Source organism: Mucilaginibacter glaciei, from assembly GCF_014773245.1.
GTDB lineage: Bacteria > Bacteroidota > Bacteroidia > Sphingobacteriales > Sphingobacteriaceae > Mucilaginibacter > Mucilaginibacter glaciei.
The window spans coordinates 105,262-131,321 of sequence record NZ_JACWMX010000004.1; the positions used below are offsets into that span (position 1 = coordinate 105,262).

28 protein-coding genes are annotated in these 26,060 nt (G+C 43.8%); 12 read left to right on the forward strand and 16 right to left on the reverse strand.

Annotated features, from left to right (window positions below):
- Positions 1-42: 42 nt before the first annotated feature.
- Entirely contained in the window at positions 43-639 is a 597-nt protein-coding gene (locus IDJ76_RS10390) for a hypothetical protein (RefSeq protein WP_191163256.1), read from the reverse strand.
- Positions 640-851: 212 nt separating this feature from the next.
- Between IDJ76_RS10390 and IDJ76_RS10395 the strand changes: the two genes are divergently transcribed.
- From IDJ76_RS10395 to IDJ76_RS10415, 5 genes are all read left to right on the forward strand, one after another.
- Positions 852-1,427 carry a hypothetical protein gene (locus IDJ76_RS10395; RefSeq protein ID WP_191163257.1) on the forward strand — a complete coding sequence of 192 codons (576 nt, stop codon included), beginning with the start codon at positions 852-854 and terminating at the stop codon, positions 1,425-1,427.
- 170 nt (positions 1,428-1,597) lie between these two features.
- Positions 1,598-2,083, forward strand: coding sequence for a hypothetical protein (locus IDJ76_RS10400; RefSeq protein ID WP_191163258.1), 486 nt, complete (start codon positions 1,598-1,600; stop codon positions 2,081-2,083).
- Positions 2,058-2,909, forward strand: coding sequence for a sensor histidine kinase (locus IDJ76_RS10405; protein WP_224746303.1), 852 nt, complete (start codon positions 2,058-2,060; stop codon positions 2,907-2,909). The genes IDJ76_RS10400 and IDJ76_RS10405 overlap by 26 nt, the downstream gene beginning before the upstream one ends.
- On the forward strand, positions 2,875-3,516 hold the full coding sequence (locus IDJ76_RS10410) for a response regulator transcription factor (protein ID WP_191163260.1): 642 nt from the start codon (positions 2,875-2,877) through the stop codon (positions 3,514-3,516). Before IDJ76_RS10405 ends, IDJ76_RS10410 begins: the two co-directional genes overlap by 35 nt.
- A gap of 29 nt (positions 3,517-3,545) precedes the next feature.
- Positions 3,546-4,616 carry a PA0069 family radical SAM protein gene (locus tag IDJ76_RS10415; RefSeq protein ID WP_191163261.1) on the forward strand — a complete coding sequence of 357 codons (1,071 nt, stop codon included), beginning with the start codon at positions 3,546-3,548 and terminating at the stop codon, positions 4,614-4,616.
- Between the two features lie 96 nt (positions 4,617-4,712).
- Here the strand turns inward: IDJ76_RS10415 and IDJ76_RS10420 are convergent, their stop codons facing one another.
- The 7 genes from IDJ76_RS10420 to IDJ76_RS10450 form a co-directional block, all read right to left on the reverse strand.
- Positions 4,713-5,021 carry a GIY-YIG nuclease family protein gene (locus IDJ76_RS10420; RefSeq protein WP_224746282.1) on the reverse strand — a complete coding sequence of 103 codons (309 nt, stop codon included), beginning with the start codon at positions 5,019-5,021 and terminating at the stop codon, positions 4,713-4,715.
- Between the two features lie 107 nt (positions 5,022-5,128).
- On the reverse strand, positions 5,129-5,359 hold the full coding sequence (locus tag IDJ76_RS10425; RefSeq protein ID WP_191163262.1) for a hypothetical protein: 231 nt from the start codon (positions 5,357-5,359) through the stop codon (positions 5,129-5,131).
- 180 nt (positions 5,360-5,539) lie between these two features.
- Positions 5,540-6,283: a zinc ribbon domain-containing protein gene (locus IDJ76_RS10430; protein ID WP_191163263.1), complete on the reverse strand. Its 744-nt coding sequence runs from the start codon at positions 6,281-6,283 to the stop codon at positions 5,540-5,542.
- Positions 6,283-7,380: a Nif3-like dinuclear metal center hexameric protein gene (locus tag IDJ76_RS10435; RefSeq protein ID WP_191163264.1), complete on the reverse strand. Its 1,098-nt coding sequence runs from the start codon at positions 7,378-7,380 to the stop codon at positions 6,283-6,285. Before IDJ76_RS10435 ends, IDJ76_RS10430 begins: the two co-directional genes overlap by 1 nt.
- A 474-nt stretch (positions 7,381-7,854) precedes the next feature.
- Positions 7,855-8,214 (reverse strand): TM2 domain-containing protein, encoded by a 360-nt coding sequence (locus IDJ76_RS10440; protein ID WP_191163265.1) that lies wholly within the window; start codon positions 8,212-8,214, stop codon positions 7,855-7,857.
- 148 nt (positions 8,215-8,362) lie between these two features.
- On the reverse strand, positions 8,363-8,677 hold the full coding sequence (locus IDJ76_RS10445) for a DUF2752 domain-containing protein (RefSeq protein ID WP_224746283.1): 315 nt from the start codon (positions 8,675-8,677) through the stop codon (positions 8,363-8,365).
- A complete protein-coding gene (locus IDJ76_RS10450) occupies positions 8,670-9,083 on the reverse strand; it encodes a DUF4199 domain-containing protein (protein WP_191163266.1) in 414 nt (137 codons plus the stop codon). Before IDJ76_RS10450 ends, IDJ76_RS10445 begins: the two co-directional genes overlap by 8 nt.
- Before the next feature lie 140 nt (positions 9,084-9,223).
- Here IDJ76_RS10450 and mfd point away from each other — a divergent pair, with 140 nt between their 5' ends.
- Positions 9,224-12,574, forward strand: a complete 3,351-nt coding sequence (mfd, locus tag IDJ76_RS10455) for a transcription-repair coupling factor (RefSeq protein ID WP_191163267.1) — start codon at positions 9,224-9,226, stop codon at positions 12,572-12,574.
- A gap of 2 nt (positions 12,575-12,576) precedes the next feature.
- Here the strand turns inward: mfd and IDJ76_RS10460 are convergent, their stop codons facing one another.
- The 4 genes from IDJ76_RS10460 to hpt form a co-directional block, all read right to left on the reverse strand.
- Positions 12,577-12,984: a type II toxin-antitoxin system VapC family toxin gene (locus IDJ76_RS10460; RefSeq protein WP_191163268.1), complete on the reverse strand. Its 408-nt coding sequence runs from the start codon at positions 12,982-12,984 to the stop codon at positions 12,577-12,579.
- On the reverse strand, positions 12,984-13,196 hold the full coding sequence (locus IDJ76_RS10465) for a DUF2281 domain-containing protein (protein WP_191163269.1): 213 nt from the start codon (positions 13,194-13,196) through the stop codon (positions 12,984-12,986). The genes IDJ76_RS10460 and IDJ76_RS10465 overlap by 1 nt, the downstream gene beginning before the upstream one ends.
- A 54-nt stretch (positions 13,197-13,250) precedes the next feature.
- On the reverse strand, positions 13,251-13,994 hold the full coding sequence (locus tag IDJ76_RS10470) for an SRPBCC family protein (RefSeq protein ID WP_191163270.1): 744 nt from the start codon (positions 13,992-13,994) through the stop codon (positions 13,251-13,253).
- A 216-nt stretch (positions 13,995-14,210) separates the two neighbouring features.
- Positions 14,211-14,750, reverse strand: a complete 540-nt coding sequence (gene hpt, locus IDJ76_RS10475; RefSeq protein WP_191163271.1) for a hypoxanthine phosphoribosyltransferase — start codon at positions 14,748-14,750, stop codon at positions 14,211-14,213.
- Positions 14,751-14,880: 130 nt separating this feature from the next.
- On the opposite strand from hpt, the gene IDJ76_RS10480 reads away from it, so the two are divergent.
- Both IDJ76_RS10480 and def read left to right on the forward strand, forming a co-directional pair.
- Entirely contained in the window at positions 14,881-16,113 is a 1,233-nt protein-coding gene (locus IDJ76_RS10480) for a M16 family metallopeptidase (RefSeq protein WP_191163272.1), read from the forward strand.
- Between the two features lie 18 nt (positions 16,114-16,131).
- On the forward strand, positions 16,132-16,704 hold the full coding sequence (gene def, locus IDJ76_RS10485; protein WP_191163273.1) for a peptide deformylase: 573 nt from the start codon (positions 16,132-16,134) through the stop codon (positions 16,702-16,704).
- A 120-nt stretch (positions 16,705-16,824) separates the two neighbouring features.
- Here the strand turns inward: def and IDJ76_RS10490 are convergent, their stop codons facing one another.
- From IDJ76_RS10490 to IDJ76_RS10500, 3 genes are all read right to left on the reverse strand, one after another.
- The gene (locus tag IDJ76_RS10490; protein ID WP_191163274.1) at positions 16,825-17,460 is read right to left on the reverse strand and encodes a peptidase associated/transthyretin-like domain-containing protein; all 636 of its coding nucleotides are present in this window, start codon (positions 17,458-17,460) and stop codon (positions 16,825-16,827) included.
- A 107-nt stretch (positions 17,461-17,567) separates the two neighbouring features.
- Positions 17,568-17,846, reverse strand: a complete 279-nt coding sequence (locus IDJ76_RS10495) for a NifU family protein (RefSeq protein WP_191163275.1) — start codon at positions 17,844-17,846, stop codon at positions 17,568-17,570.
- A 45-nt stretch (positions 17,847-17,891) separates the two neighbouring features.
- The gene (locus IDJ76_RS10500) at positions 17,892-18,980 is read right to left on the reverse strand and encodes an Mrp/NBP35 family ATP-binding protein (protein ID WP_191163276.1); all 1,089 of its coding nucleotides are present in this window, start codon (positions 18,978-18,980) and stop codon (positions 17,892-17,894) included.
- 121 nt (positions 18,981-19,101) lie between these two features.
- On the opposite strand from IDJ76_RS10500, the gene IDJ76_RS10505 reads away from it, so the two are divergent.
- The 4 genes from IDJ76_RS10505 (at position 19,102) to IDJ76_RS10520 (ending at position 23,055) form a co-directional block, all read left to right on the forward strand.
- Entirely contained in the window at positions 19,102-21,357 is a 2,256-nt protein-coding gene (locus tag IDJ76_RS10505) for a transglycosylase domain-containing protein (protein ID WP_191163277.1), read from the forward strand.
- Positions 21,358-21,369: 12 nt separating this feature from the next.
- The gene (locus IDJ76_RS10510; RefSeq protein WP_191163278.1) at positions 21,370-21,762 is read left to right on the forward strand and encodes a hypothetical protein; all 393 of its coding nucleotides are present in this window, start codon (positions 21,370-21,372) and stop codon (positions 21,760-21,762) included.
- 89 nt (positions 21,763-21,851) lie between these two features.
- Entirely contained in the window at positions 21,852-22,481 is a 630-nt protein-coding gene (locus tag IDJ76_RS10515) for an NAD(P)H-dependent oxidoreductase (protein WP_191163279.1), read from the forward strand.
- Positions 22,482-22,689: 208 nt separating this feature from the next.
- The gene (locus tag IDJ76_RS10520; RefSeq protein WP_191163280.1) at positions 22,690-23,055 is read left to right on the forward strand and encodes a response regulator; all 366 of its coding nucleotides are present in this window, start codon (positions 22,690-22,692) and stop codon (positions 23,053-23,055) included.
- A 107-nt stretch (positions 23,056-23,162) separates the two neighbouring features.
- Here IDJ76_RS10520 and ligD read toward each other — a convergent pair whose 3' ends face one another.
- Positions 23,163-25,919 (reverse strand): DNA ligase D, encoded by a 2,757-nt coding sequence (gene ligD, locus IDJ76_RS10525; protein WP_191163281.1) that lies wholly within the window; start codon positions 25,917-25,919, stop codon positions 23,163-23,165.
- Between the last annotated feature and the right edge of the window lie 141 nt (positions 25,920-26,060).

Below are 26,060 nucleotides of genomic sequence, written 5' to 3' on the forward strand. Positions count from 1 at the left end.
TCTAAATCCGTTTTCGGCTTACCCGGTAACTTATAGTATGTATCAATTAATCCTGATGTAACAATAGACCGCCACATTTTTAGGTCTCGTTTCGGCCCCCCCGTATTCATTCATAGTTATCCCGGTAGTGTTTTGCAATGCCGGATGAACGTTTCTATCGCCGTTGCCATTCCCCCCATTGGTTAATTCGCCGCCAGGCTTGCCGTTCGACCCACCAGCGGTAGAATATCCGCTGGCCACCGGATGGGTATGACCCGGATCATTTAATACATGCTTATGGCTTTTTATGGTGTCGGGCTGAAAACTTCCTGCGGTTCTGATGTCCGGGTCGGCTTGGGGTATATTATCCGGCATCCCAACATAAAATTTGTTCAACCCTCTTAAAAAAACGCCCCTTAAATCAGGCACTGTACCTGCGTAAGCACCGTATTTAGATCCGTTAACTTTCCGGCCGTCGGCAGGAGCCCATTTGCTTTTAGTGATGTTAAAAATGATGGGCTGCTTATTCGCTTTTGAAAACGTGCTATAATCAAGCACCGATGCTACAATAGACCCAACTGCTGCATCAGAAAAGTGGGCCTGCGCATACGAACCTGTTACGGAGCAGCTGATGATCAAAAAAATATAAATTTGTTTCATTTTATTTGTGCTTACTCTAACCCCTTTTCGGCTAAACGGGAACAACCGATCATCCGGCTGCCATCACAAAATTGCAAAGGAGCATCAAGATCGGCAATGAGGGAAAAACCCGATTTAAGCGTTATTTTAACTTTGAAATACCGTGAAAACACGGGGTGCAGATGATTTGTATCTGAGGTATTTTTGGTGATACAACCTTAAACAATTTGATCATGAAAAATTTATTTAAAACTTCCTTAACCTTATTAACAGGCCTTATGGGTGGCCTTTTGATAGGAGTGTATGCCGTTTCCCCAAAAGAGCAATCCTTCGCCGGGAATAACGACAGGATACAATACGAAATAGCATACAACAAGTTTATGCCGCGCACGTACCAGGATACGTTAAAAGCACTGCAATCCGTGAAAGACAGCATTTTTAAAGCCCACCGTATTTGGTATAGTAAAGCCGATAGCATGCAAAACAACTATCTGGAGTATGATAAAAAATGGTATAACGCATCGCTCCACACAAATGAAGCTGACTCTAACGGAAATGACCACCTCAAATCTTTTTTCATTTCTAAGGTGCTCATCGATACCTTATTCGCGCATAAAAAAGACCCTGACGGCATCCGGTTAACAATGGCTAAAAAAAGGGCGGATAATAAAAAGATCTTTACTTTTGTTATATCCGGCAGCTATATGGGCGACCGCGCAAAGCCATACGGCCCGCTTGCCACATCAAGGCGTGATACATCCGGATTGCAATTTGACTATGTTGATACCTGCCCGAAAAATTGCAACTAATGCGGCCTCACTTCTTGATCTACCTGCTTGTTTTATTGACATCGTCCACAATCGGAATGGTTCGCTTTAAAAAGCTAACCGTTCCTTTTAGGTTTTTGGCGGTTTTGGCAACTTATTCCTTTGTAAGCGAGTGTGCTACAAGGCTTTTAATAAAAACGATTCACTCCAGCATGCCGGCATATCACATTATCGCCATTGTACATTTTGTTTTGTTCTCTATCATATATTATCACCTCATTAAAGATCCAACGCTTAGGAAGATAATACTTCTCTTAATTATCCCGTTTATTGCATTTTCAGTAGTAAATACCTTTTACAACCAATCGTTCCTGTTATCGTTCCCTTCTAACAGTGTGTTGTTATCTGAGGCCGTTTACATTTTTTATACATTGCTGCTTTTCAGGCAAATGTTATTAAACCCCGTGTTAATACCTCTTTACAAACAAAGTGTATTCTGGTTTAATATTGCGATGCTTATCTTTTCGGCAGTAACCCTTTTTAACTTGGGGATGATCAACTATTTTAACAAACACAACATAGATACCAGCCTGCTGGATAGCATTATCTATATCATCAGCCTATCCTTTTACGGGCTCTTTGGCTATGCGTTATTTATAAACAATAAGTTTGATGGTGAAAACAGCCCACATAATTAATAATAACGAAGAGCTTGAAATGCAAATACTGATACTATCTGCATTTTTGGTTTTTATTTGCCTGGTGGGCTTTGTAGTTTACTTTGTAGCTATTTACAATAAAAAGCAAATTCAGAATAAACAGGAGCAAGCTTCCCTGCAGGCGGCTTTTCAGCAGGAGCTGCTTAAAACCCAGAATGAAATTCAGGAGCAAACACTCACCCATGTAAGCCGCGAAATTCATGACAACATTACGCAGGTGCTCTCTTTTGTAAAATTGAACCTGGCCATGACTGGCGACCTGAATGAGACCGATAAAGCTGATAAAATAAATGAGAGCCGCAAATTGGTAGCACAAGTAATTACCGATCTTCGCGACTTGTCTAAAAGCATGAGCTTTGAACACATCGCAAACTTAGGCCTTGCCAAAACTATTGCTTTTGATGTTGACCGGATCAATAAAAGTGGCCTGCTTAAGGCAATGTTTATTGTAGCGGGCGATGCACTGTCTTTAGGCGACGAGCGCGAACTGGTGCTGTTCCGCATTTTTCAGGAGGCATTAAATAATTCACTCAAACACTCGGGTGCTAAACATTTGAAAATCAGCTTGCAATATTCTGAGCAATTATTTAACTTAACCATCGCAGATGACGGGATAGGTTTTTTAACCGGCGATTTAACGGGCAACGGCTCGGGGTTAAAAAACATTACGGATAGGGCAACCTTGATTGGCGCTACCGCTACAATTGATAGCGAACCGGGCAAGGGTTGTTGTGTTAAAATAACTATTGACCCCTTATTACAACAACCCTATGCCGACCCAAAACATCCAGATAGCACTGGTTGATGATCATCGCCTTTTTAGAAGCGGGCTGGTATCATTGATCAACAGTTTTAGCGGTTACACAATTATGCTGGAGGCCGCCAACGGCGAAGAACTTTCCCGCAAGCTATCGCCAAAATTTAAACCCGATATTATCTTGCTTGATCTTAACATGCCGGTGATGGCTGGCACCCAAACTGCACAGTGGCTGCGGGCAAACTACCCGGATATCTGTATCATCATCCTATCTATGTTTGAGGATGCCGATAAGGTGTTAAATATGGTGAAGTTAGGCGTTAAAGGCTATTTGTTAAAAGATGCCGAACCCCATGAATTTGAACAAGCCCTTAAAAAAGTAGCACAGGGCGAATTATATTATCCCGAATTTGTAACCCGACACTTAGTGAATAACTTTAACCGCGGCGTTGACCCAATTAAACTCAACAACCGCGAGCTGGAGTTTTTAAAATTGGCCGGCACCGAACTCACCTATAAAGAAATTGCCGACCAAATGTGCATCAGCGCCCGCACCGTTGATGGCTACCGCGACCAGCTTTTTGAAAAATTACAGATAAAAAGCCGGGTGGGCCTGGTTTTATATGCCATAAAAAACAACTTGGTACAATTGTAATTTGCTAATTATTTTAGCAAATTTGCTCTATGTCGCATGAGCAGAATGAGGAGTTTTTTAAAGGGCGGGGGGCCCAGGTTAACACCCACAACAAGTTTTTAAAAAATAAATATGTGCAGGAGCATATAGAGGGATTGGATGAGCAGTTGCTTGAAAACACGCATACCCAGCTTTTTGAAGAGAACCCCAAAAAGATCGTAAGTGAATCTAACAGCCCGGACCTGAGCCATTTCCATTCCATTAACCCCTACCAGGGTTGCGAGCACGGCTGTATTTATTGCTACGCCCGTAACAGCCACGAATATTATGGCTTTAGCGCCGGCCTTGATTTTGAGCGTAAGATCATCGTTAAACGCAACGCACCCGAACTGCTGGAAAAGTATTTTAATAAACGCGGTTATCAGCCCATCCCTATCGTACTATCCGGCAATACCGATTGTTACCAGCCGATAGAACGCAAACTAAAAATTACCCGCGGGCTGTTGCAGGTTTTTTTGAAATACAAACACCCGGTGAGCATCATCACTAAAAACAATGTGATACTGCGCGATATGGATATTTTGAGCGAGCTGGCAGCCATGAAACTCGCGCACGTAAACATGTCTGTAACTACACTCAGCGAGTCGCTACGGCAAAAGCTGGAACCACGAACGGTAACCGGCATGAGCCGCCTGCGGGTAATAGAAAAACTGTCAGACAAAGGCATCCCCTGCCGGGTGATGGTAGCACCCATTATACCGGGCTTAAACAGTAACGAGATCCCGGATATTATTAAAGCCGCTGCCGACCGCGGGGCGCTATCTGCCGGGTTTACTATTGTTCGGCTGAACGGCAGCATCGCGGAGATCTTTACCGACTGGATCTACAAAGCATTCCCAGATCGTGCCGAGAAGGTACTTAACATGATAAAGGCCTGTCATGACGGGAAGCTAAACGACAGCGATTTTGGCCGCCGGATGAGCGGCGAGGGGCACGTAGCCAGCTCCATTCATCAATTATACCGTATGGCCTGCGTCCGCTTCCTCTCCGGCCGCGAAATGCCGGGGTATGACCTGAGTTTGTTTACGCCAAGGGGCGGGAAGCAGATGGATTTGTTTTGACCGTTGATTTTGGTGGAACTCTGCGCACGTTACCCATCACGCACGTCTTTGCGAGGTACGAAGCAATCCCCGATACGCTTATCGCCGACATGAAGTCTATTGTTCCATTAATTCCTCATACAAATCATTCCAATTTGGATTCATTGCGTTGATCAATTTAATTTTACTTGCCCTATTTCCGCCTTTAATTATTTTCTCAACGGCAATCGCTTCTTCGATATGTGAATAAGCCTCATAGTAAACAAGCTTATTACAGTTGTATTTGGCAGAAAAGCTGTTTGGATGAATTTTGTTTTTGTGCTGCCAAATCCTGGTGATGAGATCTGACGTAACGCCGATATATAGTACCAGGTGCTGCTGATTGGTCATTATGTAAACACAGCCACCTCTTTGAAATACCATCATGCAAATTAGAAAAGATCTTTAATAATTCGTTACCGTCCTGGCGGGGATTGCTTCGTACCTCGCAAAGACGTGTGTAGTGGTTTGATCTTTAAGTTCTATTTTCCTGATTACATCCGCAACCGTAACGATACCGACCTGCCCAGGGCCTGCACAAAATTAGGGTCGAGTGTTTGGTCGCCGTCTTTTTGGATCCAGATGGTTTTCTCTTTTATCAGTTGTAGTTTTTCACCGTTGAGCAGCAACTCCAGTTCAACTGTATTTTGGTTGATCAGGTTGCTATTTATAATCTGGTAAACGTAATCCCGGTCGTTAAATGTTATTCGTAGTGGTAGTCCCATGTCGCTTATCTCTTCGGTTGTAAAGATAAACGTTAACGCGGGTTGTAGCGTTTTATTTGAAAAAATATAAATTGCTCATAGGATTACTAAGTCCTTACAACAATATCAAGATCGTTTTAAAAACAAGAAAGGCCCCGTAAACGGAGCCTTTCGATATTAAATTTATACGTGGTTTCTTGATTAAACGTTCTCTTCTTCCAAAGCCATTTGCTCATCAACCAAAATACGGCCGCAGTGTTCGCAAACGATAATTTTTTTGCGTTGACGGATATCCGACTGCCGTTGTGGCGGGATTTGATTAAAGCAACCTGAACATGAATCGCGCTGAATGGTAACTACTGCTAAACCATTTTTAGCGTTTTTACGCAAACGGTTGTAAGCAATTAACAAACGCTCGTCAATACCACCGGTCGACGCTTCGGCCTGGGTAGTTAACTCGTTCTCTTCTTTTTCAGTTTCGGCAGTAATAGTGCCTAACTCATCTTTTTTAGCGTCAAGGTCGCTGCGGCGGGCTTCCAGATCGGCAAGGGCTTTTTCGTAAACGGTGGTCTTTGATGCAATCTCAAAACCAAATTCCCTAATCTTCTTTTCGCTCACTTGTATATCTAAGCCCTGGATCTCGATTTCTTTTGAAATTGCATCATACTCACGGTTATTTTTAACCTCGTTAAGTTGCGTTTCGTATTTTTTAGTGTTCGCTTGTGAATCTTTGATCAGATTTTTGCGGGTAACAATTTCGTCTTCCAGATCATCAAGCTCATTCTTTATTTTCTGTATACGGGTTTCTAAGCCGGCAACGTCATCTTCCAGGTCGGCAACTTCCATAGGCAGTTCACCTCTTACCTGGCGTATTTTATCAATTTTTGTGTGGATAAGTTGCAGGTCGTATAAAGCTTTAAGCTTTTGTTCTATGGTTTGTTCCATTAAATAAAATATTTGACGGGGTTTGTATTCACTTTTGTTAAACGGATGGCAAAGTTAACAAATTTATTTTGAATTAATTCATACAATAATTGCTGCGTAAATTGCTCACTTTCAAAATGTCCGATGTCAGCAATAAGTATCTTTCCCTCTGCGTCAAAAAACTCATGGTATTTGTAATCGGCTGTAATAAAAACGTCGGCACCTGCTGCAATAGCGTGTTTCAATAAAAACCCTCCAGAGCCGCCACATACCGCCACTTTCCTGATCTGCTTCCCGGTAAAAGCCGTATGCCTGATCACTTCGGCCTGCATATTTTGCTTTACCTCACGCAAAAACTCTTCTTCGCTCATGGGCACGTCCAGTTCGCCTATCATTCCACTGCCTACCTGCTGGTGCTGGTTGGTTAGGTTATATAGATCATAGGCTACCTCTTCATAGGGGTGCGCTAATACCAGCGCCATCAAAATCTTGCTCTCCAAATTGGCCGGATAAATGGTCTCAATGCGAACCTCTTCTCCCCAATGTCGGATGCCCGGCTCGCCTATATAAGGGTCGGTGCCCTCTCCCGCTTTAAAAGTGCCGGCACCTTCTGCGTTAAAACTCACCTCGCTGTAATTGCCAATGTTGCCCGCCCCGGCATGGAACAGGGCGTTGCGCACCTGGTCGGCCTGCGCGGTGGGCACATAGGTAACCAGTTTTTTCAGGATGCCGTGCTTGGGTGCCAGCGTATGGTAATTAACCAGGCCCAATGTTTCGCAAATGCGGGCGTTAACCCCCACCATTACATTATCCAGGTTGGTGTGGATGGCATAAAGCGCAATGTTGTTGCGGATGGCCTTCTCCACTACGCGCTCTACATAGGTTTTACCGTTAAATTTTTTTAGCCCCTTAAAAACAATAGGGTGGTGCGAAACGATGACCTCACATCCGGTGGTAATAGCCTCATCAACCACGGCCTCTGTACAATCTAAAGAGATCAGGGCTTGGGTAACTTCCTGGTCGGGCCGGCCGACGATAAGGCCACTATTATCATAATCTTCCTGGTAGGCCAGCGGGGCCAGGCTTTCCAGGTAAGCGGTTAGCTGTGCTAATTTCATATAACCCGAAGATAGTACACGATTAAGCAGATTGAAAGGTTGGAAAGGAATTTTATTTGGCGGCGAGTTGACTCACCCCGGCTACGCTTCGCTGGCCGACCCTCTCTGCTTCGCAAAGAGGGTAATGTAGAATTTGTTCTCACCCTCTTTTCGCCGCAGTCGAAGAAAGGGTCGCGGGGTGAGTAACTATGCGATAGCCAAAACATTTCAACGCAACAAAGATCAAAACGGGTGGTAATATTTTCTTTGGCGCGGATTAATGGCATAACCTTCCAATTCTTACCTCGTTTTGATCTTTGGATATTGTAGAGCCTGGCTACTTATGCTTTTAAGCGGCTTTTGGCTTTTGCGGCTTTCAGGTCGCTCATTAACAGGTTCATCAATTCTTTATCAAAGCGCGCTGTTAATTTGCTGGTCGATTTTTTTAGCGTTTTCATGGTAGTGATATAATGTGATAAGGTTTAAGCGTATTTATTAGAAGCTCATTTTAGCTATCTGGAAGCTTTCGTAAGCCATTTTTTTGTTATAATCTGTGGCGATAGCTTCATGGTTAATTAAATCTACTATGGTACCGATAAAGCAAAAGCCTGCAGTAAAAAAGTAGAAGATCCCCATCAATATCTGCCCGGTAATGAACCGTTGCACACCGGCTATGCCAACGAAACCCAGCAGCGTAAATATTAAAATATCCTGTGCGCTTTTCCTTTTACCAGAGTAGGCCATAAAAAAACTTTGTTTCTGGGTATCATTCAACTCATTTGTTGCCTGGTGTAAAAATGCCATCTCTTCGGTAGTGATGCCGGGTAATGACATATAAGGATTGTAAGTTTCCATTGTCGTAGTGTTTTGTTTGTGATTGATGATGTAAAACTACGGCGTAATAGCACGTACGCCAATAGAATATAGGCAGCCTGTAATAAACTATCGGTAAATGCGGCGGTTTATTCGGCGAAACGGGTAATACATTTTCACCGAAGATGATTTAAAGAGGTTTTGAAGCCGTATGCGGGATATCATACCTGTGCCTCAAAAAGATAAGCGTATAAATGCGGTATAGCAACCCGACTACGATGGGTATGCCCAGCCAGTGTGCCCGGAAAGATTTTCTGATGTCGCCATGGAAGAGGTAAGAAATAGCATGTCCCAACCCGCAGCCGGGGCACCATTTAAAGCCCATGAGTTTTAAGGGGCATAAACTAAAATGGCCCTGATCTGCCGGGTTCATAAACGCCAGGCATATCAGGGCCACTATCCAAAATGTTAGTTCGAAGTATCTGCTGAAAAGCTTTTTAATCAACCTTATTGCTCTTGGTGGTAAGCAATAAAGATACACCAAATGCCATAATTACACCAACCAGCAATGCGCCAAAAATACGGCCGCTAAAGCTCTGGAAACTGGTATCGTTACCCGATACCATGTAGTTAATATATAAAATACCTGCAAAAATGGTTACTACACCGCCTACCAGCAAAATCTTAAAGGCTTGGACCAATGCTTCTAAAAAGCCCATTTTGCCTTCTAATTCGCCATCCCTAAATTGTTTAACGCCAAAGTATAAGCCTATCAGCGGGATCAATGCCGATGCATATTCTATTGGTGCTACCTGGCTGTCAACTATGTTGTGTTCTGTTGAGCGCATCACAAATAGCCATATGATACTTAAAACACCTATTAATAGCCCGAAAATTACTGAATTCTTCATATTGTATAAAGTTTGGTTAAAATTGCGTGTGGTTTGGAAATATCATTTAAAAGTAAACAATACCCCAAATTGTTTGCTATAAAATCTGATAATTAACCTGCGGGCTTTAAAAACCCTTTTTTATCTATATTTGTACCGATTTGAACATCCGTGATATATTAGAGCGATACAAGGCAGACGAGCGGGTTAAGGCATTGGCGCAAGCGCTAAATTCCGGTAAAAATCCAAGGATACAACTGCGTGGTTTAGTCGGGTCGGGGGATGCGGCCATGGCGGCAGCATTGTATTTTTTGCAGCACAAGCACATGATTTTTGTGCTGCCCGAGCGCGAAGAAGCCTCTTACTTTCTGGCCGACCTGGAGAGCCTTACCGGCAAGGATGTTTTGCTCTTCCCCTCATCGTACCGCAAACCATTTGAATTTACCCAGCCCGATAGCGCCAATGTACTGGCACGTGCCGAGGTATTGAACGAGCTGAACCATTCTACCGAGTACGGTCAGCTGATCGTAACTTACCCGGAAGCCATTGCCGAAAAGGTGATAGACCGGGCATCATTAGAAAAAAACACTTTAGAAATTTCTGTAGGCAATAAACTCAATATCGAATTCATCAGCGAGTTTTTAGTTGATTATGATTTTGACCGGGTTGATTTTGTTTATGAGCCGGGACAATTCTCTGTCCGTGGGGGTATCGTTGATATCTTTTCATTCTCGCATGACCTGCCCTACCGGGTAGAGTTCTTCGGCGATTTTATCGAGTCGATCCGTACATTCGAGATAGAGAGCCAACTTTCTGTTGAGCAGGTGAAGAATATCACCATAGTCCCTAACGTACAATCTAAATTTTTAACAGAGAACAATATTTCCCTGCTGGAATATGTAGAGCCAGACACCTGCGTATGGATAAAGGATGTACAGTTTACGCTGGACATTATCCAAACGGGCCACAAAAAGGCAACCCAGTTATGGAAGGCTTTATCTGCCGAGGATAAAAACCAAAACCCCGATTGGATAGACCCTAAATTTAGTTTTACGGACGAAAAACTAATTGCCGACCAGCTGCGCGATTTTTCGGTAGTAGAATTTGGCAAGCAGTTTTTTTATACTGATGCCACGCAGATCAGTTTTGATATGCGCCCGCAGCCATCTTTTAATAAAGATTTTAGCCTGCTGATCCATAATTTCAAGAACAACGAGGCTGAAAAGATAGAGAACTATATCCTGACGGATAGTGCGAGACAGGTAGAGCGTTTGTATGCGATCCTGGAAGATCTGGATAAAACCGTGAAATTCACACCGGTTAGCATCAGCATCCGCGAAGGGTTTATTGACCGCGAACACAAACTGGCCTGCTATACCGATCATCAGATTTTTGACCGTTACTACAAATACAAGCTTAAAAAGGGTTACCAGCGCTCGCAAGCTATCACGCTGAAAGAACTGCGTGATCTGAAACCCGGCGATTTCATCACCCACATCGATCACGGTATTGGCAAATATGCCGGGCTGGAAAAGGTAGAAGTGAACAGCAAAACGCAGGAGATGATCCGTTTGATCTATGCTGATAACGATCTGCTCTACGTGAATATCAATTCGCTAAACCGTATCAGCAAATACAGCGGCAAAGAAGGTACGCAGCCCCGCATGAACAAGCTGGGTACCGATACCTGGGAACGCCTCAAGAAAACCACAAAAAAAAAAGTTAAAGATATTGCCCGCGACCTGATCAAGCTATATGCCGTGCGTAAGGCGCAGGATGGCAACGCGTTTTCGCCGGATAGTTACTTGCAAACCGAGCTGGAAGCGTCCTTCCTTTACGAAGACACCCCCGACCAGGAAAAAGCCACTACCGATTTTAAAAAGGATATGGAATCACCGCATCCTATGGACAGACTGATCTGCGGTGATGTGGGTTTTGGTAAAACAGAGATTGCCGTTCGTGCAGCATTTAAAGCCGTGGCCGATAGCAAGCAAGTGGCCATATTGGTGCCTACTACTATTTTAGCCGCCCAGCATTACAAAACATTCAGTGACCGCCTAAAGGGTTTCCCCTGCAATATAGATTACGTAAACCGCTTTAAAACTAATAAACAGATCAAAGATACCCTTGCCGGGTTAAAGGAAGGCAAGGTGGATATTATTATCGGCACGCACCGTTTGGTGAGTAAGGATGTGAAGTTTAAGGATCTGGGCCTGATGATCATTGACGAGGAACAGAAGTTTGGCGTAGGCACCAAAGAAAAGCTGAAGCAGATGCGCGCCAACGTAGATACGCTGACGCTGACGGCAACGCCGATCCCGCGTACACTGCATTTTTCCCTGATGGGTGCGCGTGATCTTTCCATTATATCCACCCCGCCGCCCAACAGGCAGCCGGTGGTTACCGAATTACATGTGTTTAATGATACGCTGATCAAAGAAGCTGTCGAGCATGAGATAGAGCGCGACGGACAGGTGTTCTTTATCCATAACCGCGTGGCTGATTTGCCGCAATTAGGGGGCATGATCCATAAACTTGTTCCCAAAGCACGCATCGGTATTGCCCACGGGCAGTTAGAGGGCGACGCGCTGGAAGATGTGATGCTGAAATTTGTGAACCACGAGTACGACGTATTAGTAGCCACAACCATTATCGAAGCAGGTTTGGATATCCCGAACGCCAACACCATCATTATTAACCATGCCCACATGTTTGGCCTGAGCGATCTGCACCAGATGCGCGGCCGTGTGGGGCGGAGCAATAAAAAGGCTTACTGTTATTTATTGAGTCCGCCGTTAAGTACATTAACCAACGAGGCCCGCAAGCGCCTGAGCGCCATTGAAGAGTTTAGCGACCTGGGCAGCGGCTTTAACGTAGCCATGCGCGATCTGGACATCCGCGGAAGCGGTAACCTTTTGGGCGCAGAACAAAGCGGCTTTATCGCCGAGATCGGCTTTGATATGTACCATAAGATCCTGGACGAGGCCATACAGGAACTGAAAGAAGATGAATTTAAGGGCGTGTTCCCGGATGATAAGCCAAGGCCGTACATTTCCTTTACCCAGATAGACACCGACCAGGAGATCATGATCCCGGACGAATACGTAACCAGCATTGCCGAGCGTTATAATTTGTATACCGAGCTAAGCAAACTGGAAAATGAGACCGAGCTGGCCGCCTTTAAACAGCAACTGCATGACCGTTTCGGCCCTGTCCCGCCTACGGTTAATGACCTGCTGAATTCTATGCGCCTGCAATGGCTGGGAAAAGCTATCGGGTTTGAAAAAGTGTCGCTTAAAAAGAATGTGCTGCGCGGATATTTCATTGCCAACCAGCAATCATCCTACTTTGAAACCGATGCCTTTAAAGAAGTGCTCAACTTTGTACAACGCAACCCGCGACGTACCAATTTAAAGGAAGTAAAGAATACCCTGAGATTAAGTATTGAAAGTGTTAATTCTATTGACCAGGCCGTTGAATTTTTGAGCGAGATTGCGTGGCAGCCGGCTTAAGGTTACCAAACAACGTTGACAATATCTTTGTAAAGACCGAATTTTTCATCGCCTGATAATATTGTAGCTTTCTCTTCAGTCGCCGTAGCTATCAATAGTGTGTCAAAAGGGTCACGATGGTTTTCGAAAAGTGGAACCTTACCGTATGCATACAAATGTTGCGTTTCCGTTGGGAGATATTCAAAGCCATCAGCTATCGCTTGTAAATAGAATTCTTCAATTGAGATTGAAAACTTATCAAGTTTGACCAACTTTAATTTTATTGCTAACTCAAATAAGCTTGTCTGGCTAAATAAGATTGCGTTATCCGCATCTTGTATTATTTCTACAACGCGCTTAGGGAGGCTACTGTTATTTTGTTGAAACCATATGAGGCAGTGAGTATCTAAAAGATACTTATTAGTAGACATTACATATAATCTTTAAGATCATCTAATGGCTCGTTAAAGTCATCCGGCAATTCTACTTTTCCTTTTAAGCTTCCGGGCACCCTTTTATTGGGTTTATTTTCGTCGGGGCCTGTTAAAAATGTCACCATTACATCGGTTTTAGAATACACCGGTGCATCCTCGCTTAAAACAATACGCCCTTCTTCGTAATATCCTTTTATGGTAGTGAGCATAATAACAAATATAACAATAGTTGTAGTACAAATTACAAGCTAAGGATTTAACTTTTAAGCAGCTTTCTCGGCCTCTACTTTGATGTGCGCTAATACACGTTCGTGTATCTTATGGATAATAAAATCGCACCAGATGTTCCAGTACGCAACAGGTTTTATCTTGTTGTAATACCAGGTAGTACCTTCTAATAATGTGCTGCCGTTTTTTAACCGGTTTATATTGAATTGCCCATGTTTGGAAATAAAATAGCCATGTATATGATTGGGGTGCAGGTCATAAAAGCTTAATTCTTTCATCGTTTCAGGCTGTTCATCTACATCAAACTTAAGTAAATGCGGTTGCTGCCATACGGTTATGGGTTCAATAAAGCTACCTGTCGAAAAATTACAACGCCTGATAGCACCCACGCCTACCCCATCAATCTTTGCATTAATAGGATATGCTATGCCAGCATTAAAAATCAATTCAGACGGCGGGCTTAATTGAGGGAATTGAATAACATTTTTCCAGACAGCTTCCGGCGATGCTTTTATGATGATGCGGGTTGTCACTGTACTTAACTGTTCTTTATCACTTCTACTTTGAACATATTCAAAGCCACTTATTACAGGCATTGAGACAATTAATAGTATGGCTACCACTGACGGGCTAACCGTTTTACTCCGGACTATCTCATACCCTATCAAATAGCCTAACCAGGCAAAGAATAACCCTATCGGCGCGGCCATCACAATGCAAATGATGCCTTCAAACGCAAAAGTTAGTAAACCCAGGCAAAAGATTAGTAGAGTTGCCAACGTCAGCTTAAAACAAGAAACTTTCCGTACCTCATTTTTGTAAGCGTAAAATATTGTTGCCAATGCACCTAACACCGTAGGTAGCCAAACAAACAAGCCAACAGAGTAACTTGGGAAAATTTTCAGGTTAATAAAAGCGCAAACCCAGCAAATTATGCAGGTAATAGCAATAGCAAACGTTCTTCTATTATTAGAAAGTTGTTGAAGCATAATGTGCTACCCTATCTTCCTGTAAATCCCTTTTAAATTCCTGCCCAGTTCTTTGTAATCTAACCCATAACCTACCACAAATTCATTAGGGATCTGGAAGGCTACATATTTCAACTCCTCAATGCTGTATACTACAGCATCGGGTTTAAAAAGAAGGGTGCAAACGGTGATAGACGCCGGCTTGCGTACCATTAGTTTCTCTATCAGGTATTTGATGGTATTACCGCTGTCAATAATATCTTCAACCAGTATCACATCTTTATTCTCAATGTTTACATGGAGGTCAAAATCATCGCGAATGGTGCGGGTGCTCGACAGACCGCCAAAGTAGGAAGCCAGCTTAGTAAACGTAACTTCGCAGGGCACTACAATTTCTTTAACCAAATCGGCAGCGAACATAAAACTACCGTTTAGGATTCCTACAAATATGGGCTCCTTACCCTCAAAATCTTCGTTGATTTGCTGTGCAACTTCGGCAACGCGCTGCTGAATTTTCTCGGGCGATATCAGCGGCTCAAACTCCAGGTCGGCTATTTGTAGTTTCATCGTACTAAAATATATTTTTTTTTGATGCGTAGTGTAAAAATATCGTCATCAACTATTCACCTGGCTTTGTAATAATCAACTTGACAGCGGTATACACATCCAAAAAAGATAAATACTATATTTGAATTGCATGACAGACCATTATATTCATACGCTGCCCAACGGTATCCGGATCCTTTTTAAACCTTCACCATCGCCCATTACCCATTGCTGCTTTGTGCTAAACGCCGGCTCACGCGATGAACTGCCCGAAAAGGAAGGCCTCGCGCATTTTATTGAGCACCTGGTGTTTAAAGCAACCGAAAGGCGCAGCACCAACCAGATACTCAACTACCTGGAGTTGGTAGGTGCCGACCTGAATGCGTACACCACAAAAGAATATACCTGTATTCACGCATCGTTGCTAAACCAGCACCTGGAGCGGGCCGTAGATCTTTTTGAGGATATCCTGTTCCACTCTACCTTCCCCGAACAGGAAATGGAAAAGGAGCGCGGCGTGATCTTAGATGAGATTGCCAGCTATGAAGATCAGCCCGAAGAAGCCATCCAGGATGATTTTGAGGCTTTGCTCTTTGACGGCCACCCCATAGGTAAAAATATATTGGGCACCCCCAAATCTGTAGCGGCTCTAAGTGGTGATGATATTAAACAATTCACGCTCGCTAATAACAATACGCATCAAATGATCTTTGCCGTTTATGGCAACTACGATTTTAAAAAGCTGGTGAAATTGTGCGAAAAGTATTTTGGCGGGGTTGCAGAGAACAACCATCAAAAAAACCGTATCACGCCTGAGGCGATTAAAAGCTCCATTCATACTATCCAAAAACCTATCAATCAAACGCATTGTGTGCTGGGTGGCAGGGCGTACCCGTCGGCAAGCCCTAACAAATATGGTTTGCTTTTGCTTAACAACGTATTGGGCGGTATGGGTATGAGTAACCGATTAAACCTGGAGATCCGTGAGAAATACGGCATTGCATACACTATAGAAAGTAATTACACATCGTTAACCGACACAGGCATTTTCTCTATCTATTTCGGCACCGATGCCGGCAAGGCAGAAAAGGCCCTGAAACTGGTGCATAAAGAACTAAAAAAGCTGCGAGACAATAAGCTGGGACCGATACAACTGAAACAGGCAAAGGAAAAATTTATCGGGCAAATTGCATTGGCCGAAGAGAACCGTATGAGCCTGATCATATCTATGGCTAAAAGCCTGCTTGATTTTGATCGCATCGACTCTTTAGAAGATATTTTTAGTAAGATAAACTCGGTTACGGCAGAAGACCTGCTGGGTGTCAGCAACGAAATATTTGATAATGACCGTATGATAACCTTATTATTTGAGCCTAAAGCGTAAAACTATTACTTTTGTATAATGAAATACCCTATCATCGCATACGGCGACCCTGTTTTAAGGCGCAAAGCCACGTCAATTGAGCCTGATGAGTACCCGCATATTAAAGAATTGGTAGATAATATGTTTGATACCATGTACGGTGCGCGCGGTGTAGGATTGGCCGCCCCGCAGGTAGGAATGTCGATGCGTTTGTTCGTGATAGATGCCTCGCCATTTGATGATGAAGACCCGGATCTAAAAGGGTTTAAAAAGGTATTTATAAACGCCACCATACTGGAAGAAACCGGTGAAGAGTGGTCGTTTAATGAGGGCTGTTTAAGCATCCCGGATATCCGCGAAGATGTGTCGCGCAAGCCGGTTGTGCGCATTTCTTACTACGACGAAACCTGGAAACACCACGAAGAAACATTTAAGGGAATGGCCGCCCGTGTTATTCAGCATGAATACGACCATATTGAAGGTAAATTATTCACAGATAAGTTAAGCCCCTTACGAAAACGACTGATTGAAAAACGCTTGAATGATATTTCAAAAGGCGCTGTCGACGTAGATTACCGGATGAAATTCCCGGCTGCTAAGAAAGGGAGATAGCAGCGAACGCAAGATAGTAAGAATCAAGAGCCAAGACTGAAAATATAACAAGAAAGCCGCGAACAAATGTTCGCGGCTTTCTTAATTTCTTGACCTTTGATTCTTACTATCTTACCTCTCCTAATTCGACGTGCTTCTGCTCTTATCGCCGTCGGCAATTGATTTGATCAGACTACCCCATGCTAAAGGGTTCAGCAGCGGGTTAGTAATAGAGTGCGAATTAACAATATTGTTGTGGAATTGGGTTGCGTTAGCCGATTGGATCTCATGCCCGTCACGTGCCAGTGTATTTTGCGATGCGAATAAGGCTGCGCGGCTTACATTTTTACGGGCAATCTCCAGGTCGTCATCCGCTAATTTAGCAGAAACAAAGTCCTTACGGAACTCGTCTGTTGTAGCCCATGGAAATAACCGCACAACCGGCAGGTTATTGATCTGCGGCTTGATCTTTACCTGTGTAGTATAGCTTTTATTGGCAACGTTAGCCGGTATAACCACCATCACAGGTGCGTAACCCACTGCAGTAAAACGCAGGGTATCCTGCTCATGCGCCACAAAAGAAAAATAACCTTTATAGTTGGCGGCAGTTACGTTACCGTGGTCATTTAGATTGGTAATGTTCACAAACGGTACAATCACATTGCTGCTATCGGCATTGAATATAACGCCGGTAAATTGCACCAATGGCTGCTCCTTCTTCTGCGCCAGCGCGCCGAACGATACAAACAATAACAATATGCCAATTAACTTCTTCATTTATAAATCCGTAGTATAACTACCTATAGGGTTAAATATTGTTTTAACCGGCGGGTAAAAATACATCATTGAACTAACTCAACACGTAATTTAACAATTCTTAACAACTATCTTAAATTTTCAGGGAGCACGGCATTGGGGTCATCAATGTCGGTTAGGTTTATCGCTTCAATGCCAGTAATCTCCGGTACTGCCTTCAGTATCGCTTGCTCAATGCCGGCTTTCAACGTCATGATGCTCATAGGGCAAGAGCCGCATGAACCTAATAACTTTAACCGCACTATTTTTTCAGGAGTAATTTCTTCTACAGACACGTTACCACCATCTGCCTCTAAATAAGGGCGAATGGTATCCAATGCTGCTTCTACCTGATCTGTTAAACTCATTTTATTTAATTATATAGTAAAGTTATTTAAAATTATCTAAATAGCCTAATCCGCTACCGGGGTGGCTTGCATAGGGCTAACGGCATTATTAATAGACACCTGCTGGGCAACCCTGCGGGCCATTTCCATAAATGCCGTATTCATCACACCCCCTTCGTCCATCACTATTGGCCTGCCTGCGTCGCCGCTATCGCTGATGCTTTTTATCAGCGGGATCTCTCCTAAAAATGGTACGTCTAAGGTTTGCGCCAATTTTTGCCCGCCGCCTTGTCCAAAAATGTAATATTTATTCTCAGGTAATTCTGCAGGTGTAAAGTAACTCATGTTCTCTACTACACCCAATATCGGTACGTTTATGGCAGGCATTAAAAACATGCCCACGCCCTTTTTAGCATCGGCGAGCGCCACCTTTTGAGGTGTGGTTACAATTACCGCACCTGTAACCGGGAAGCTTTGCGTAACGGTGATGTGGATATCGCCGGTACCCGGTGGCAGGTCTACAACCAGGTAATCCAGCTCGCCCCATTCGGCGTCGTTAAACAACTGCTTGATGGCTGTAGATACCATTGGCCCACGCCAGGGCACAGGTTGGTTAGGGTCGGTAAAAAAACCTATCGATAGCAGCTTGATGCCAAATTTTTCTATCGGTTCTATCCGGGTTTTGCCGTCTACCTGGCTGGCCTTCGGCCGCTCATTCTCTAACCCGAACATGATAGGGATAGAGGGGCCGTAAATATCGGCATCTATTAAACCTACCTTTGCGCCTGTTTTTGAAAGTGCCAGCGCAAGGTTAACCGATACGGTAGATTTGCCTACCCCGCCTTTGCCGGATGCTACCGCAATGATATTTTTAACACCCGGTACCCCGGTGTTCTTTTGCGATGTAACGCGCGAGGTCATATTCACCGTCACTTCGACCTCTTTACTGATAAAGTGACCAATGGCATTGCGACAGGCATTTTCTATCAAAGCCTTTAAAGGGCATGCCGGGGTTGTTAAGACAACCGAAAAGCTGAGCTTGCTGCCATCTATGTGGATGTCCTGGATCATATTTAAGGTTACCAGGTCCTTCTTCAGGTCCGGCTCCTCTACATTGCCCAGGGCTTGTAATACTTGTTCTTTAGTTATTTCCATTTTTATTTCATCGCAAAAATACGAAAACAGGTAGCAGCTTGCGTTGTTATCAAAAAACATTTGCTACGGCCCGCCGTTTGCACCACATCATATTTAGTTTAGTTTTGAACAAATTTATCAGATGCGCCGTATCAACCCCAAATATCTTCGTATAGCAGGAATAGCTGCCGCCGTATTCGTATTGATCATGCTCATAGGCGGATTTGTTGCCTATTCTAAACGCGAAGTACTGCTGCAAAAAGCTATCAGCAAAGCTAAATCAAAAGCAAAAAGGGATTATAATTTAGATGTAAAAATAGGCTCGGCGAAGTTTACAGGCTTAAGTACAGTGGCTTTTACCGACATTTCCGTTATCCCTTACCAGCGCGACAGCCTGTTCTCTGTAAAGAAGTTTGACGTTAGCGTTAAGATCTTCCCGCTTATATTCGGCACCATTAAACTGGCAGATGTGGTAGTTGAGAATGGCCACATAAATTTAACCAGCATCAAAGGCGTTAAAAATTTTGATTTTCTGTTCAAAAAGAAAAAAGACACCACCAATACCGGTAACAAGGTTGATCTGTCCGAGCTATCGAACAATCTCATTAACGATGTACTTTATAAGATCCCTGATAACCTGTCATTAACCAACTTCCTGATAAGTTTTAAGGATGACAGCAGCCGTATGAGCGCATCAGCAACAACAGCCCGCATCAATGACGGCAAGCTCACCTCAACCATTAATGTAGACGACGGCACCGCGCAGGCTACCTGGCACTTTGATGGCAAAATGCATGCGTCAGATAAAGACATTGATGTGAAGCTATACGCCGATGGTAAAAAAGTGGAGCTGCCTATCCTGCAAAAGAAGTTTAAAGTGAAATTGAACTTTGATACCCTTACTACCAAGTTAACCAAAGTAAGTAACGGAAGCGGGGAGACCAAGATCTATAGTTACCTATCGGTACGCAACCTGTTGATCAATCACCCGGGCCTGTCAACCACCGATATTATTATTCCTAATGGCGGGATAGATGCCAATATTTTTGTAGGCAGCAATTATGTATCGTTGGATAGTTCTTCGGTTATTCACCTCAAAAAAATAACCGCCAACCCTTACATCAAATACACGCTTAACCCGGTTAAGATCTATGAATTGAAGGTGCATAGCGACTGGCAAAACGCGCAGGATATCTTCGATGCCTTCCCCACCGGCATGTTCGAATCGTTAGACGGTATTAAGGTGGCCGGTAAACTTAGCTATAACCTTAACCTGTTTTATAACGCAAGCCAAATAGATAACCTGCAATTCGATTCGCGGCTGGATAAGGATAATTTCCGGATCATCAGCTACGGTAAAACCGACCTGGGTAAATTGAACAGTACATTTGTATACACGCCTTATGAAAAGGGCAAACCGATGTCGCCCCATGTTATCGGCCCCGAAAATGAAGATTTTACCCGCTTGGAAGATATTTCGCCCAACCTGCGTAACGCGGTAATGACGGCAGAGGATCCTTCCTTCTATAAAAACAAGGGGTTTGTAGAAGAGTCTATTCGCAAATCTATCATTACGGATATTAAAGACCATAAGTTTAAGCGCGGCGGCAGTACCATTTCCATGCAACTGGTTAAGAACGCCTTTTTGAGCAGGAACAAAACCTTATCGCGTAAGATAGAAGAGATCCTGATCGTATGGATGATTGAGAACAACCGCATCATGAGCAAAAACCGCATGCTGGAGGTTTACTTTAACATTATAGAATGGGGACGCGGTATTTATGGGATTGCCGAAGCATCACATTATTATTTTGGCAAATCGCCATCCGAACTAACCATCGGCGAAAGTATTTTCCTGGCCAGTATTGTACCTAACCCCAAAGCGGGTCTATACCATTTCCAGCCGGATGGCACCCTGCGCCCGGGCCTACATGGCTATTTTAATTTAATTGGCCGTTTAATGGCTGGCAAAGGTTTAACGCCGAGAGATACCAGCGCTTATGGCTTTTACGGTGTGCGGTTGAAGGAAAGCCTGCGCCGCACCATTGCTCCTGTTGATACCGCCGTGGCCGATAGCCTGATCAAACAAACTGATGAGAGCGGCGTAGGTGTTGAACCCGTTTACGAAGAAACAAAACGCCCAACATTCATTCAGCGTCTATTTGGTAAAAAAGATACTACTCCTGCAGCCAAAGCCGAAGAGAAGATCAAAGAAACCAACGAGATGATCAAACAGCGCATCAAGCAGGAGATCAGTACCATGAAGGATGATTACAAGCGCCGCATAGATAACATTGATACCGCAGGCAAAACCAAACAGGATATTAAAGACGAGAAGAAACGCCTGAAACAGGAAAGTAAGGATAAAGAAAAGGAAATGAAATCCAGGATGCCATAATTTGGTCAATACATGAAAGAATCCTTTTCAACGGCGTTTCCTGATAACTTTTGCATCCCTCTTGTTAGCGAGGACATTATACCATTAGCAGGGGTGCTGTTTAGCCCCGGAACAGAGGCCTTTTACCTACTTGTTGAAGCGTTGAAGCAGGAGGAAAAAGAAAAGTTCGGCTCGCCCGAGATCACCAACCTACGTTTCGAGTTAAAGCGTTTCGATCCGGTAAAGTTGAACGGGAGGGTACGCTTGTTATATGATCTGCAATTAACCTTTAGCTGCTCGGCGTTGGTTAATGGTTTGAATAACCAGCACTCTTACTGGAACTTTGAGATAGATGAGCCCTCCAAAACCATTTATTTTGAGGGGGAGGAATATGGCGATATCCGATCAACGGTTGACGAATTTTAATAAATACCTCTAATTTAATAGTTTACTTATTGATGACCAATTTAAATGTTGCAACATTTATGTTTGAAAAAAAATTAATTGAAATCAACATGTCATTATTAGATAACTTAAAATGGCGTTATGCCACCAAAAAATTCGATAGCAACAAAAAACTTTCTGCAGAGCAGTTAGATCAATTGTTATCGGCTATCCAGTTAGCACCATCGTCTTACGGTTTACAAACTTACAAGATATTGGTTGTTGCGGATGCGGAGATCAGGCAACAACTGACTGCTGCCGCTTACGGCCAGCAACAACTTTCAGAAGCATCGCAACTGCTTGTATTTGCATCTGAAACTACTATTGACGAAGCAATGGTAAATGCTTATGTAGATAACATTGCCGCAACCCGTAATATGAACCGCAGCGACCTTGCACAATATGAGCAAATGATGGTTGGTACGATTGACCGTTTAGCCCAAGATCAAAAAATTGCCTGGTCGCACAAACAAGCTTACATCGCATTAGGTGTTTTGATGAGTGCCGCTGCCGACCTGCATATTGATGCCTGCCCTATGGAAGGCTTTGATGCGGGTAAGTTTGATGAAATATTAGGCTTGAAAGAAAAAGGTTTAACTGCCAGCGTGATTGCCCCTATCGGTTTCCGCGCTGCTGATGATGATTATGCCAAATTAGCTAAAGTGCGCAGATCAAAAGAAGAACTGTTTATTCATATCTAAACGAATATTACTCCTAAACAGGACACTTTGGGCCTCAGGCAATTCTAAAATAGAATTACCTGAGGCCCTTTCTTTTTTAGGGCAAAATATTAATTTATGCTTAATGGGCTTTAACTTGGCATATACCAGGGTGAAGTGAACGGTTAAAAACAAAAATTATTTCATTATCGGCATAGGCTTTGCATAACCTATTGAAATACAACAAGCCATGACCAAGAAAATATTAATAGTTGATGATAACGACCTGATAGTTGAGGTAATGAGCTACATACTTACCAACAACGGCTATGATGTATCTTCGCTAAGCAGCGGGGAAATGGTTATCAACGAAGTGAATAACACGTGTCCCGATCTTTTGATCCTGGATGCTATGCTGCCCGGGATGGACGGCCGGGATATCTGCAGGATCCTGAAAATGGATAAGGCTACGCACAATTTACCTGTAATTATATGCTCTGCCGTTGACGAGATAGGCAGTTCCTTAAACCAAATGGGTTCTCCTGATGATTTTTTAAGCAAACCTTTCGATATGACTGTGCTGCTCGATAAAGTTGAGCACCAGCTGGCAGCATAATTAACGATAGAAAGAAACAAAAGAGCAGAAATATGTAATGTATTTCTGCTCTTTTGTTTCTGAACTTTTTAATTCCTTCCCTGAGAAGGGCACGATGGGCGACTAATCTATTTAAATATACTCTGCGCTTTTTTGATCGTTTTCTCCAGGTCGATTCCCTCATCTAACACTCCCTTAAACAGATCGCCTTCTTTTTTGAGACGGGCAATGGCGTTATGAATGGTGAAGTGTTTCATGGTAAGGCCTGGTTTCACCTCATCCCAATGCAGGGGCATGGAAACCGTTGCACCGGGTTTTGGCCGCAGTGAATATGGGCCGGCAATGGTTGCTCCCGGGCGGTTCTGCAAAAAATCAAGGTACATTTTGCCGTCGCGGTTCTTTACCATGCGTTCTAACGATGTATAGTCGGGGATTTGCTTGTGTACGATATTCACTATTAATTTGGCAAATAACTGCGATTGGTCATAGTCATATTTGGCACCCAAGGGAATATAGATATGCATCCCTGTTGATCCCGAGGTTTTGCAATAGCCCGGTACATCGATAGCATCCAATACCTTTTTAATTTCCTGCGCGGCTGCTATCACCTGGTCGAACGTGTTTTTATCCGGATCGAGATCAATTATGCAATAGTCCGGGTTATCCGGCGATTGGATCCGGCTAAACCAGGGGTTCATTTCAATACAGCCTAATGATGCCATCCAAAGCAAGGTGGCTTCATCCTGCCCAACCAGGTAGTCTTTATCTTCGCCGTCGCTCGTGGTGTAGGGAAAGGTTTTTACCCAATCCGGCGATTTGCCCCTTACATCCTTCTGGTAAAAACTCGGACCATGTATGCCATTAGGGAAACGATTTAAAGATTGCGGCCGATCCTTTAGGTACGGCAAAATATATTCTGCTACCTGGTAGTAATAATTGAACATATCCCGCTTTGTAATGCCATCCTCGGGCCAATACACCTTGCCTAGGTGGGTAAACTTCAAATCGTGCCCGCAGATCTTTTTTACCTGCGTTTCTTCCTTGGGGTTAAGCAGCGTACGTTTTACAGTTTCTTTCGGCGCGTTTACAATATTGCTCTTTTCGGGTTTCTCTTTTGATTTTTTTTCTTCCGTTGGTTCCGCGGCATCCTCCACAATATCTGTCGTATCGGCCTCTGTTTCGCGGACCACTTCTTTCGCTTTTTTATCTGCCCGCATCCCTTCAAATGACGGGTGGCGAAATACCCCATCGCCGGTAACTTCGGCAAAGCTTACTTCACAAACCAACTCCGGCTTTAGCCAGGTGGCTTTAGCCTTCGGCGGATTGGGCCGGAAACGCGATGGCTTATTTACATCCGGCTCGGTATCAAAAGGTAGCTTATCTGTTATCAACGGCTTAAACGTGGCCATCATTTCCTTTTGCAGCTTATCAGAAAAACCTGTGCCTACTTTACCTACGTATTGGAATTTGCCATCTTCGTAAACACCCAGCAAGAGCGAACTAAATTGTTTGCCGGTGCCTTCGTTTTTAGTAAAGCCACCTATCACCACCTCCTGCCGTTTGTTGATCTTTATTTTTAGCCAGTCTTTTGACCGGTTATCGGCTACGTAAGTACTGTTAGCCCGCTTAGCCATAATGCCCTCTAAACCAATTTTACCCGCAGCTTCAAAAAACTCGGTACCATTGGCTTTAAAAGTCTGGCTGAGCCGCACGCGGTCGTCATCATCAGGCAGCACCTCTTTCAGGATCGCCTGGCGTTCTATCAAAGGCAGGTCCATCAGGTTTTTACCATCGTACCATAAAATATCAAATACATATAACACCAACTCGCCATCCGCCTCGCTGCGCCAGTTTTGCAAGGCACCAAAGTTAGATACGCCCTCATCATTCAGTACCAGTATCTCGCCATCTATTACCGCATTAATTTTCCAGCTTTCCAGCAGGGTTTTCAGCGGGTAATATTTTTCATTAAAATCTTTGTTATTGCGCGAGAGCAGTTGCACATCGCCTTTGTTGATGAAGCCGAGCGCACGATAGCCATCCCATTTTACCTCATACACCCAATCCGGGTCGTCAAAGGGTTCGTTTACCAGCGTGGCCAACATGGGTTTTACGCCCGTTGGGATAGCACCCCTTGGGGCTTTTTTCAAGATAGCCTTAACATCCAGATCATTTGAGGCTTCCGATTCGTCAGCTACTTCTGCCAAGTCGGCAATAGGCTCATGAAGTTTTTTTTTTGACGCTGATTTCTTCTTCGGCTTTTCTTCTGTTATAACCTCCTCATGCCCGTGCTGCCAAACCTTTTCGCTGGTTTTTTCCATCTTTTCGATGGTTTTACCGGAAAGCACAGACTTATCCTTTTTAGTAATATCGGCAGTTGATGCAAAATCGTCTTTGTGTTTGATCAGCAGCCAGCCATTCTCGCCCATGCCGTGGGTTTTGACCAGGGCGTATTCGCCTTCCAGTTTTTCGCCGTGGAGTTTTATTTTTAATGAGCCGGCCTTTAATTGCGCCAGCAGGTGCTTTTCCTGTGCTTTCTTGCCTTTAATCTCTTCTATAGGCTCGTAGGTGCCTTCGTCCCAAACAATCACCGTACCGCCGCCGTATTCACCTTGCGGGATAATCCCTTCAAAGTTTCGGTAATCGAACGGATGGTCTTCTACCATCATCGCCAGGCGTTTGGTTTTAGGGTCTGTAGATGGCCCTTTAGGTACTGCCCAGCTTTTTAATACACCGTCCATCTCCAGCCTGAAATCGTAATGCAGGCGTGAGGCATCGTGCTTTTGGATCACGAACATCAGCTTATCCTTGTCCTTGCTTTTTCCGGCTTTAGGTTCGGCGGTTTTGGTAAAGTCCCGTTTCTCGGCGTATTTGTCCAGGCTCATGGTGTAAATGTTTAATTATTAATTGAACATTTTGCCTGTGATATAGTTTTGTGGTTATTTAACCACAAAGGGCACAGAGAAATACCAAGATCACGGAGATCTTATAATTTAACCGGTGTTTTTATACAGATACCTATTAAC

Coding starts and splice junctions, on each gene's coding strand:
- IDJ76_RS10405 (WP_224746303.1), top strand. CDS start 2,058: ATGGTGAAAACAGCCCACATAATTAATAATAACGAAGAGCTTGAAATG.
- IDJ76_RS10495 (WP_191163275.1), bottom strand. CDS start 17,846: ATGAGTTTAACAGATCAGGTAGAAGCAGCATTGGATACCATTCGCCCT.
- ligD (WP_191163281.1), bottom strand. CDS start 25,919: ATGAGCCTGGACAAATACGCCGAGAAACGGGACTTTACCAAAACCGCC.
- IDJ76_RS10390 (WP_191163256.1), bottom strand. CDS start 639: ATGAAACAAATTTATATTTTTTTGATCATCAGCTGCTCCGTAACAGGT.
- hpt (WP_191163271.1), bottom strand. CDS start 14,750: ATGAAACTACAAATAGCCGACCTGGAGTTTGAGCCGCTGATATCGCCC.
- IDJ76_RS10510 (WP_191163278.1), top strand. CDS start 21,370: ATGAAAGAATCCTTTTCAACGGCGTTTCCTGATAACTTTTGCATCCCT.
- IDJ76_RS10520 (WP_191163280.1), top strand. CDS start 22,690: ATGACCAAGAAAATATTAATAGTTGATGATAACGACCTGATAGTTGAG.
- IDJ76_RS10490 (WP_191163274.1), bottom strand. CDS start 17,460: ATGAAGAAGTTAATTGGCATATTGTTATTGTTTGTATCGTTCGGCGCG.
- IDJ76_RS10515 (WP_191163279.1), top strand. CDS start 21,852: ATGTCATTATTAGATAACTTAAAATGGCGTTATGCCACCAAAAAATTC.
- IDJ76_RS10435 (WP_191163264.1), bottom strand. CDS start 7,380: ATGAAATTAGCACAGCTAACCGCTTACCTGGAAAGCCTGGCCCCGCTG.
- IDJ76_RS10460 (WP_191163268.1), bottom strand. CDS start 12,984: ATGTCTACTAATAAGTATCTTTTAGATACTCACTGCCTCATATGGTTT.
- IDJ76_RS10425 (WP_191163262.1), bottom strand. CDS start 5,359: ATGGGACTACCACTACGAATAACATTTAACGACCGGGATTACGTTTAC.
- IDJ76_RS10410 (WP_191163260.1), top strand. CDS start 2,875: ATGCCGACCCAAAACATCCAGATAGCACTGGTTGATGATCATCGCCTT.
- IDJ76_RS10430 (WP_191163263.1), bottom strand. CDS start 6,283: ATGGAACAAACCATAGAACAAAAGCTTAAAGCTTTATACGACCTGCAA.
- IDJ76_RS10500 (WP_191163276.1), bottom strand. CDS start 18,980: ATGGAAATAACTAAAGAACAAGTATTACAAGCCCTGGGCAATGTAGAG.
- def (WP_191163273.1), top strand. CDS start 16,132: ATGAAATACCCTATCATCGCATACGGCGACCCTGTTTTAAGGCGCAAA.
- IDJ76_RS10400 (WP_191163258.1), top strand. CDS start 1,598: ATGCCGGCATATCACATTATCGCCATTGTACATTTTGTTTTGTTCTCT.
- IDJ76_RS10450 (WP_191163266.1), bottom strand. CDS start 9,083: ATGAAGAATTCAGTAATTTTCGGGCTATTAATAGGTGTTTTAAGTATC.
- IDJ76_RS10465 (WP_191163269.1), bottom strand. CDS start 13,196: ATGCTCACTACCATAAAAGGATATTACGAAGAAGGGCGTATTGTTTTA.
- IDJ76_RS10395 (WP_191163257.1), top strand. CDS start 852: ATGAAAAATTTATTTAAAACTTCCTTAACCTTATTAACAGGCCTTATG.
- IDJ76_RS10440 (WP_191163265.1), bottom strand. CDS start 8,214: ATGGAAACTTACAATCCTTATATGTCATTACCCGGCATCACTACCGAA.
- IDJ76_RS10420 (WP_224746282.1), bottom strand. CDS start 5,021: ATGATGGTATTTCAAAGAGGTGGCTGTGTTTACATAATGACCAATCAG.
- IDJ76_RS10415 (WP_191163261.1), top strand. CDS start 3,546: ATGTCGCATGAGCAGAATGAGGAGTTTTTTAAAGGGCGGGGGGCCCAG.
- IDJ76_RS10480 (WP_191163272.1), top strand. CDS start 14,881: ATGACAGACCATTATATTCATACGCTGCCCAACGGTATCCGGATCCTT.
- IDJ76_RS10505 (WP_191163277.1), top strand. CDS start 19,102: ATGCGCCGTATCAACCCCAAATATCTTCGTATAGCAGGAATAGCTGCC.